Here is an 8,808-nt window from a genome sequence, read left to right on the forward strand (position 1 = left end):
CATGACCTACGCCACCACTGCCGTCCCCGGACTGCTGGAGCAACTGCGGACCCTGCCCGACGACGCCTTCACCCGCCTTCAGTACGCGGCCCCGCAGGTCGGCTGCTTCAACGGGTGCGCGATGTGCTCGCAGGGCGCCGGCCGCGACACCTGGGGCCTGACCCGCGAGGGACTGACCGGCCTGCTCACCGCCTTCGGGCAAGTCGCCGCCGAGCGGAACCTGGCCGTCGCCTCCGGCCGCATCCACCGCCCCCGCGTCGTCTTCCCCTACCTGGACAACGACATCAGCAGCTACCGCCACCTCGACCTCTATGCCCAGCTCGCCCGCGACGTCCTCGGCGTGAAGCTGCGCATCTCCATCGTCGGCTACTCCTCCCGCTCGTCCCACCTGACCGCCATGCACGAGCGCCTGGTCGCCGAGTTCGGCGACTGCTTCGACGGGATCCGCTTCTCCGTCACCCCCTACACCGCCGGTTTCGCGGGCCGCCTCGGCACCAGCCGCCAGGCGTACGCCGCCGACCTGGCCGCCGCCCTGCGCACCTACCGGCCGCTGCTGGACTCGCTCGGCCACGGTGCCGCGACCGCCGCATGCGAGCTGCGCTTCGCGCCGCTGGTCGGCATCGGTGAGCTGACCGACACCGTCATGGCGGGCCGCCACGTCCTCGCGACCGGCCCGCATCTGCTCATCTCCCAGGATCTAGCCGACGGCGAGCTGCCGGAGACCGTGATCGAGCGGCTCGACGAGCGCACCCAGCCGGTCTACTCCCTCCCCGGCGCCCCCTACCTCCACATCACCGCCGATCAGGCCCGCCCCACCGAGGAGACGGTGCGGGCCGCGCTCGGCGGATCCCTCGGCGTACCGCACCGGGCGCGGACCGTCCGGCTGCACCGCTTCACCAACGCGGACGGCCCCTACTACGCGGCAGACTGCGACTTCCAGTCCGACGGGACGTTCACCGCCCTGCACCTCTACCCGGCCACCGACGTCCGCACGAACTCCGGCTACACCGACGCCACCCGTCCCCTGCTGAACGCCCTGCTCGCGCACAAGCAGCGCCACGGCGTCGGCCGGCGCGAGGAGTTCACGGCCGCCACCGATGAGGACGTGACCGCCGTCCTGAACGCGCTCGCTGCACGAGCGCGGGAGCTGGATCCGGTGGACGCCGCCGCATCCGCCCACCTGCGCGAGCAGATCCACCCGCAGGTCGCCTTCTACGCGGACGCCCTGCGGCAGGCCGGATACCCCCCCCCCAGCCTGTTCTTCTCCCGGGCTTTCACCATCGACACCGGCCAGATCGTCAACCAGGGCCGCGCCGAGAAGTTGTTCCGGGGGCTGACCGGCACCAACGGCGAGCCGATGACGCCACGCGAGGAACGCGGCTTCGGGCAGGCCAGTCTGTCCACCGTCCGCGGCTCGATCTGGCGGATCACCCCGCTGTCCCTCACTCCCGCCGGCCGCCTGCCGATCGCCGTCGCCGGGAAGAAGAACCCGACCACGCACGCGCCGAGCCTCCTGGTCGAGGAGATGGACCCCTGCCATCTCTCACCGGTCATGCGGGCCACCGGCTGTCGTCTGCGCCGCCACACGCTCTCCCTGCCGGACGGCTGGATCGAGCACACCACCATGACGGACGGCCGCACGGCGTACGCCCTGCCCGGCCTGCCCGCCGCCTGAGCACTCCTACAACACCCGGGCCCGGGCGGGGGGAACGAGACGCAAACCCGCCCGGGCTCCAGGCCCGACCGTGATACTGGCCGCCATGACGAGCACCGAGCAGCCGACGGCCCCGTTCTCCCGGATCAAGATCCGCACCGGAGCCCTCGTCTTCTGCGGCGACGAGATCGCCCTCATCCGCCGGGACCGAGCCGACTCCACCCACTACACCCCGCCCGGCGGCAACGTCGAACACGGCGAAGACCTCGACCAGGCACTCGCCCGCGAACTCCACGAAGAACTAGGCCTCGACGTCGGGCAGGCCGAAGGGGGCGAGCTGATCTGGGTCATCGACCAGCGCGTCACCCGCCCCGGCCCCACTCCCCCACCCCGCAAAATCCACCTGCTCTACCGCCTGCACATCACCGAGGACCTCCGCGCGACACTCGCCGAGCAGGAACTGGACGAACTCCCCGACGGAGGCCACGAGATCGGCGTGATCGAGTGGGTCGACCGCCGAAAGGCCGCCGAACTGCCCATCTTCCCGCCCATCGGCCCCGCTCTCGCCGCTCTCTCCGATCCCCACGCCCCCGTCTCGGACGCGGCCCTGAAGGCCGTCACCGACGAGAACTACACCTGGGTGTGAACACCCGCCCCTGCACGGCAGAAACGCGCCCAAGCGGCCCCTTCGAGCCCTCCCGGCCGGGCTGGGCCGCCTGACAGTAGCCATCCCCTCACGTTCACCCATCACCGGGTGGACTCACCTCTTAAGGGGTGAGTTTGCCGAGGCGAGGAAGACGTCCGCGCTGCCGCGTGGAAAGCCGGCGCGCACCGGGCGGCCCGTGGGCCCGGCATCAGCAGTTCTTCATGCCGCTGATGCCGGGCCCCGCGACGTTCGGCACCGCGCCGACGAGCCCCGCCACGAGGGCCTTCGGGGACCATCGAGGCGCGGGTTATCTGGCCAGATAGACCACCATCGGGGCGTCCGGCCGAGGTTGCCAGTGCAGGCAAGTAGGGCACGTGAACGGTTCGACCGAACCGTTCACAGGGCCCCGCCGGGCCGGGGCGGGGCTGTCAGCGTTTGACGCGGTTGCGGACGGCGAGGACGGCCAGGCCCAGTAGGACGGGTTCGGTGAAGCGGGAGGTCATCTCGATGTATGTGCCGGCGGTGGTCAGGTCTTGGCCGGAGGAACGGAACACCACCGAGTTCAGGGTGACGTTCAGGGCTTTCTCGAAGCGCTCGCCAGTGAACCGGTTGCCGGTGGGGTTCTTCGGATTGTCCTTGTCGATCTCGAAGGTGACCTTGCCCCCGCTGGCCGGGACGGTGCCGGTCGCGGTCTGTTTCGGGGTGTCCTGGGCGAGGCCGAAGGCCATCAGCAGGACGATGGTGAGGAGCATGGCGGCGCCGAGCCAGGCCAGGGCCCGGGAGGCGCGCAGGCCGTAGCCGGACAGCGCCCAGTACGCGGTCAGCAGTCCCCGTTCACTGCGGGGGATGTCGTCGGCGTGGCGGCGCATCTCCATTTCCCCGTAGTAGAAGTCCGCGGCCCCCGGCTCGTGCTTGCCGTCCTCGAAGGCCTTGCGCAGCGCCCGGTACAGCGGAGCCAGTTGCAGCGGCCCCGCCCGCCCGGCGCCCAGGACTGCCACGTTCCAGCCCCGCACTGCCCCCGGCTGGCTGGCGCGCCAGTGGTGTTCCTCGGCCAGGACGCGGCGCTCGGTGAACCGCACGGGCGGCCAGCGCCGCCAGTGCACGGCGGGCGGCGCCGTGTCGAAGGTGCAGGCCCCCTCCAGACGGAGTTGGTCCAGGTGGACCGTGCCGGCGAACAGACATCCCGACAGATCGAGGTCGGAAAGGACCAGATGGGCCGCGTCCACTCCACGCAGCGACGCCACCCGCACCCCGGGGTCGGGCGCGCTCGAAAAGGGATCTTCGGGAGCTGTCGGCCGTCGGTGAGCACGAACGGATCCGGCTCGGCGGCGATCGTGAGGGGGTACTCGAACACCGCATGAGCGAAGTCCACCGTGGCGTAGCGCAGGCGAACCTCCGCTGTCGATGACCAGCGAGTGCGACGGCACTCCAGACGGCGCGCAGCGAAGGAGAGGGTCACCGGGCCGCCGAACTTGGCGCCGGACAGCACAACCCGCCCAGCACACACCAGCGGCCCGAACTGGTCAGCCTCCACGAAGGTCGCCGACTCGAACCAGGCGTCGCCCTCGAAGGTCGCCTCCCCGAACCCGGCGGAGCCCTCGAAGGTCGCCAACCGGAACCCGGCGTCGCCCTCGAAGGTCGCCTCCCCGAACGTGGCGTCGCCCTTGAAGGTCGCCAACCAGAACCAGGCGTCGCCCTTGAAGGTCGCCGACCCGAACCAGGCGGCGGCGCCCTTGAAGGTCGCCTCCCCGAACGTGGCGTCGCCCTTGAAGGTCGCCGACTCGAACCAGGCGTCGCCCTTGAAGGTCGCCGACCAGAACCAGGCGTCGCCCTTGAAGGTCGCCGACCGGAACCAGGCGTCGCCCTTGAAGGTCGCCTCCCTGAACCAGGCGCCGCCCTTGAAGGTCGCCAACCGGAACCCGGCGTCGCCCTCGAAGGTCGCCAACCCGAACTCGGCGACGTGCTCGAAGATCGCCTCCCCGAACACGGTGCCGCCCTTGAAGGTCGCCGACCCGAACCAGGCGGCGGCGCCCTTGAAGGTCGCCGACCCGAACATGGCGTCGCCCTTGAAGGTCGCCGACCCGAACCAGGCGTCGCCCTTGAAGGTCGCCGACCTGAACCCGGCGTCGCCCTCGAAGGTCGCCGACCCGAATCCGGCGTCGCCCTCGAAGGTCGCCTCCCTGAACTTGGCGCCGCCCTCGAAGGTCGCCGACTCGAACCATGCGTTGCCCTTGAAGGTCGCCGACCTGAACCCGGCGGTGCCTAAGCGGGGCTTACCGGTCGCGGGGTCACGGAGCGCGTTGAGTAAGGCGTTGAGTAGGGATGCGGTGAAGGTGGTGCCCCGGTGGTCGATGTTGGCGCCAGGAGTCAGGCCGGCCAGATAGGCGTCGCGGTCGGCGTCGGCCAGGTGGGCGAGGCACGCGGTGTGGCCGGGGACGTGGATGCCGCGGCAACCAACGGGGTCGGCAGCAGGGTCTGCACCGTGTGCGCAGTGCGGCCAGGTTGGCGGTTCGGATGTGCTCATGGTGCGGCGGCTCCACGGTGTCAGGTGCCCCTATGGACGCCCTGGGGACGGGAACGGTTCAGGCTCGACGATGACGGGCAGCGGATCGGCTCCCGTGTCGCGAACGTGCCGTACGTGCCTGAACAACCCGTAGATGCCTGTCAGGCACGGTGCACTGAGGCGCACATGCCTCACGTGCCTTCTCCGAACTAGAGATCTTTAACGGTGTGGGTTACGTCGGGGCGTGACGGCTGTCGTGGGCCGCGGTATGCCGGGAGAATGAGGTATTCCGATGGCGGTGGATTGACGGCCGAGGAACGGGCTCGGCGTGAGCAAGTCCGGCTTGCAGCTGCTGACCTGATTGAAGCCGGGGCCAGTGACCGGGAGGTGGCCCGGCGGTCTAGGGTGACCCGGATGTCGTCGAATCGCTGGCGACGGGCGTTGGCTTCGGGCGGTCGGCAGGCCCTGGCCTCCAAGGGACCCGGCGGCGCCCGCTGCAAGCTCGACGTGGGACAACTGCGCGTTCTGCAGACGGTGTTGGATGCCGGCCCCGCCGCCTCCGGCTGGAGTGACCAGTGCTGGACGCTGGCGAGGATCGCCGAGGTCGTGCGTCGCCGGTTCGGCGTCGAGTACACACTGGCCGGGCTGGACCTGCTGCTGCACCGCATCGGCTGGAGCGTGCAGGTCCCCTCCCGCAAGGCCACCGAGCGGGACGAGGCGAAGATCGCCGCATGGAAGGACGAGCAGTGGCCCGTCGTAAAAAGAGGGCGGCGGACTTGGGCGCCTGGCTCTGCTTCGAGGACGAAGCCGGCCAGGGCCTGAGGCCGCCCAAGGGCCGCACCTGGGGCCGCCGGGGCCGCACCCCGGTGGTGCGGGTCACCGCAGCAGGCACCAAACGTGTCTCGATGGCAGCGCTGATCTGCACCAAACCCGGCTGCACATCACGGCTGATCTACCGCATCCACCTCGACCGTGGTCCCGCCAAGGGCCGTCGCAAGGGCTTCACCGAGGCCGACTACGCCCGCCTGCTGGATGCCGCGCACCAGCAGCTCGGCGGCCCCATCGTTTTGGTCTGGGACAATTTGAACACGCACGTCAGCCGCACCATGCGCGCGCTGATCGCCGCCCGATTATGGCTGACCGTCTACCAGCTGCCGCCGTATGCTCCCGAGCTCAACCCCGTCGAGGGCGTGTGGTCGCACCTGAAGAGGTTGCTGGCCAACCTCACCAAACACAGCCTCGACCAGCTCAACGCGTTGGTGAAGACGCGGCTGAAACGAATGCAGTACCGCCCCCGGCTCATCGAGGGTCTCATCGCCAAGACCGGGCTCGACCCAATGCCACGTAGCATAAGTTGATCACGTTGTTGTGCTGGTCGCTTGGCGACGGTCAGCGTGGCGGCGTATGCGTTGTGGCGGGCTCGTCGGCGCCGAGAGGTGGGGTTGGGGTTTGCCCGGTGGCCGGGTGCCGGCGGGCGCCGCGGTGACCGTTGTGCCCCTGGTGGGACGCGGCGGGTGGGCATGTATGGCGGGCTGCGGTGTCGGCGGGGTGGGTTGAGCCTGACGGTGATCTCGGCGTGCACAGCCGGCAACGCGCTCGTCCAGTCCAGGGGAAATGCCCGCCGTCCCGGTCGGGGTCGACATCAGTGGCCTCGGCCGCCCGGGTGATCAACGCCGCCCCGGCGTAGTGGACGATCAGCCAGGCCCAAGTCTCCTGATGCGAGGGCACTTCGGCCGGTCGATGCGCGTCTACGCCCGCACAGCCGAAGCCGGTGCAATGTCAGCAATCGGCGCGGCTCAGCGGGTCCGGTAGCGCGCGTAGATCAGTCCGCTGTCGAAGGCACGTTCCTCGACCAGCTCGAGTTCGAGGCGCACACCGTCGGGAAAGAGCCGCTTGCCTCCGCCGACCACGCTCGTGGTGATGAACAGGTGGTACTCGTCCACCAGGCCGGCCGCGATCGCCTGGGCCGCGAGGTTCGGACCGTCCACGGTCAGGTCGTGATCGGCCTCGGCCTCGAGCTCGCGCACCGCATCCGGGTCGAAGGTCCGCTCGATCCTGGTCTTGGCGCTGGACACCGACTCCAACGTCGTGGAGTACACGACCTTCTCCGCGGCCTGCCAGTCGCGGGCGTATTGCAGGATGTGTGGCGGCAGGTCGGCCTCGGTGTGCGCGGTCTCCCAGAAGACCATCGTCTCGTACATCCGCCGGCCGTAGAGGTACGTGCCGACGGGACGGAAGACGTCGTTGATGAAGGTGTGCACCTCCGGATCCTCCGCCCCAGTGCCCAGGTTTCCGTCCGCCGCCTCGGCGTAGCCGTCGAGCGAGGTGATCATCGAGTAGATGAGCTTTGCCATGGGTCTCCTTCAGGTGGTGTGGGTGGTGAGCTCGGGGTCGGGTGGAAACACCGCGAGCCGGGCATCGGTGACGTTGTCGAACCGGGCATCCCCTCCACGGATGAGCACGAAATGCCTGGAGATCGCGGCCTGATAGACCAGCAACGGCCCAGCCGGTCCGAGGTCCATCGGCCCTAGCTGGTGACCGATCGGCAGACGGGTGTTAAGCGAGGCGAGGTCCGCCGCGCGGGCGTCGTCGGCAGCCGACCCCGCAGTTGCCTCCAGGTAGATCGCTTCCGCCCCGCCGACGGGCGCAGCCGTGTCGAAGACGGTGATCGCCACCTCCGGACGTGCTGCGATATTCCGTGAATGCCGGCTGTCCGGCGAGGACACCCACAGAACCCGGTGTTGCCCGTCGGCGGCGAAGAACACCGGGCTGGCCCATGGCCGACCCTCGCCGTCCGCGGTGCCGAGGACGAGGTAGCGATGCTGAGCCAGCAGCCGCGGTACCGCTTCCCACATCGTCAGTCCTCCGGTTCGTTGTGACATCAGGGCAATCCTGGAACGCCGGCAACCTCGCCACCAACGGCCGTTTTGCCAACAATCGTTCAGCCAGGGTGAACAATGGGGGGATGGAACGGCAGGACATCGAGGTGTTCCTGGCTCTGGCTCAGGAACTGCATTTCACCCGCACCGCAGAGCGGCTGCGGGTCGCGCCTGCCTCGGTCAGCCAAACGATCAAGAAGCTCGAGCGCCGGTTCGGGGCGCAGCTGTTCGCCAGAAGCACGCGCCGGGTGGAGCTGACCCCGCTCGGCCGCCAGCTCCTGGACGAGCTCGGCCCGGCCTACGCACAGGTCCAGACGGCGATCGCGCGAGCGATTGCCACCGGCCACGGCACCACAGGTGAGCTGCACCTCGGCTACATGTCCGCCGCCATCGCCCGCCGCGTCCTGCCGTTGGTCGACGCCTTCCACGCCGGTACGCCGGGCTGCCGGGTCACCATCCGCGAGACCGCACTGGACGACCTCTATGGGCCACTGCGCCGCGCTGAAGTCGACCTATCGATCCTGCCGCTGCCCGTTGCCGAACCGGATCTCACAGTCGGGCCTGTGCTGCTGTCCGAAGCCGCGCTGCTCGCCGTCCCCGCCGACCACCATCTGGCCCGACGCGACCAAGTGACCCCCGAGGACCTGACTCAGGAGACCTTCCTGTTCGCCCAGAATCTTCCCGACTACTGGATCGAGCACCACCTGCCACTCACCCGGCCGGCGCCCACGATCACCCGGCTGCCCGGTTTCCAAGAGATGCTCGCCTACGTCACCTCTGGCCACGGCGTGGCCATCGTCGGCGGCCAAACCGAACAGCTCTACCCACGCCCCGGCCTGACCTGCTTACCGATCGCCGACGGTCCCACCTTCGACTACGCCATCGCCTGGCGCACCGGCGGCCTGACCGCTCTCGCATCCGCCTTCCTCCATCACGCCGCCAACGGAAGCGGTTCCTCCTAAGGGCTGTCCCGCAACTGCTGACCAGCCCCGAGCACGGTGTGGCGTCAGAGGCATGCGGTGCCAACACATTGAGTGGTGTGCATCGTGAAGTTGCAGGTTATGGGGCTGGTGTGCGGGCGTCTTGCCGTGCTCGTACTGGTTGGCGGCCAGTGTCCACGATGAAG

General features: G+C 69.4%; 7 protein-coding genes and 1 pseudogene. 4 read left to right on the forward strand and 4 right to left on the reverse strand.

Annotation, left to right across the window (positions count from 1 at the left end; all coding sequences use genetic code 11):
• Window position 1 precedes the first annotated feature (1 nt).
• Window positions 2-1,675, forward strand: a complete 1,674-nt coding sequence (locus tag ACZ4YY_RS34555) for a hypothetical protein (RefSeq protein WP_468298963.1) — start codon at window positions 2-4, stop codon at window positions 1,673-1,675.
• An 85-nt stretch (window positions 1,676-1,760) separates the two neighbouring features.
• Complete coding sequence (locus tag ACZ4YY_RS34560; RefSeq protein WP_468298965.1) at window positions 1,761-2,300, forward strand: NUDIX domain-containing protein; 540 nt, start codon at window positions 1,761-1,763, stop codon at window positions 2,298-2,300.
• 428 nt (window positions 2,301-2,728) lie between these two features.
• Here ACZ4YY_RS34560 and ACZ4YY_RS34565 read toward each other — a convergent pair whose 3' ends face one another.
• Together ACZ4YY_RS34565 and ACZ4YY_RS34570 are read right to left on the reverse strand one after the other, a co-directional pair.
• Complete coding sequence (locus ACZ4YY_RS34565) at window positions 2,729-3,544, reverse strand: hypothetical protein (protein ID WP_468298979.1); 816 nt, start codon at window positions 3,542-3,544, stop codon at window positions 2,729-2,731.
• Window positions 3,545-3,885: 341 nt separating this feature from the next.
• Window positions 3,886-4,824: pseudogene (locus tag ACZ4YY_RS34570) on the reverse strand (pentapeptide repeat-containing protein); the annotation flags it as partial.
• 258 nt (window positions 4,825-5,082) lie between these two features.
• On the opposite strand from ACZ4YY_RS34570, the gene ACZ4YY_RS34575 reads away from it, so the two are divergent.
• Window positions 5,083-6,161, forward strand: a protein-coding gene (locus ACZ4YY_RS34575; protein ID WP_468298967.1) for an IS630 family transposase whose coding sequence is annotated in 2 segments (ribosomal slippage) — window positions 5,083-5,569 and window positions 5,569-6,161 — 1,080 coding nt in all. Because the reading frame shifts where the segments join, the coding sequence is not laid out codon by codon here.
• A gap of 438 nt (window positions 6,162-6,599) precedes the next feature.
• On the opposite strand, the gene ACZ4YY_RS34580 is transcribed toward ACZ4YY_RS34575, so the two are convergent.
• Window positions 6,600-7,157, reverse strand: a complete 558-nt coding sequence (locus ACZ4YY_RS34580) for a dihydrofolate reductase family protein (protein WP_468298969.1) — start codon at window positions 7,155-7,157, stop codon at window positions 6,600-6,602.
• Window positions 7,158-7,166: 9 nt separating this feature from the next.
• Window positions 7,167-7,685: a pyridoxamine 5'-phosphate oxidase family protein gene (locus ACZ4YY_RS34585; RefSeq protein ID WP_468298971.1), complete on the reverse strand. Its 519-nt coding sequence runs from the start codon at window positions 7,683-7,685 to the stop codon at window positions 7,167-7,169.
• 83 nt (window positions 7,686-7,768) lie between these two features.
• Here ACZ4YY_RS34585 and ACZ4YY_RS34590 point away from each other — a divergent pair, with 83 nt between their 5' ends.
• Window positions 7,769-8,644, forward strand: a complete 876-nt coding sequence (locus ACZ4YY_RS34590; RefSeq protein WP_468298973.1) for a LysR family transcriptional regulator — start codon at window positions 7,769-7,771, stop codon at window positions 8,642-8,644.
• Window positions 8,645-8,808 lie beyond the last annotated feature (164 nt).

This window comes from Streptomyces sp. NPDC030143, from assembly GCF_055573695.1.

Bases quoted from the DNA above. Each gene is read 5' to 3' on its own strand.
- ACZ4YY_RS34555 (WP_468298963.1), top strand. From the start codon at position 2: ATGACCTACGCCACCACTGCCGTCCCCGGACTGCTGGAGCAACTGCGG.
- ACZ4YY_RS34560 (WP_468298965.1), top strand. From the start codon at position 1,761: ATGACGAGCACCGAGCAGCCGACGGCCCCGTTCTCCCGGATCAAGATC.
- ACZ4YY_RS34580 (WP_468298969.1), bottom strand. From the start codon at position 7,157: ATGGCAAAGCTCATCTACTCGATGATCACCTCGCTCGACGGCTACGCC.
- ACZ4YY_RS34585 (WP_468298971.1), bottom strand. From the start codon at position 7,685: ATGTCACAACGAACCGGAGGACTGACGATGTGGGAAGCGGTACCGCGG.
- ACZ4YY_RS34590 (WP_468298973.1), top strand. From the start codon at position 7,769: ATGGAACGGCAGGACATCGAGGTGTTCCTGGCTCTGGCTCAGGAACTG.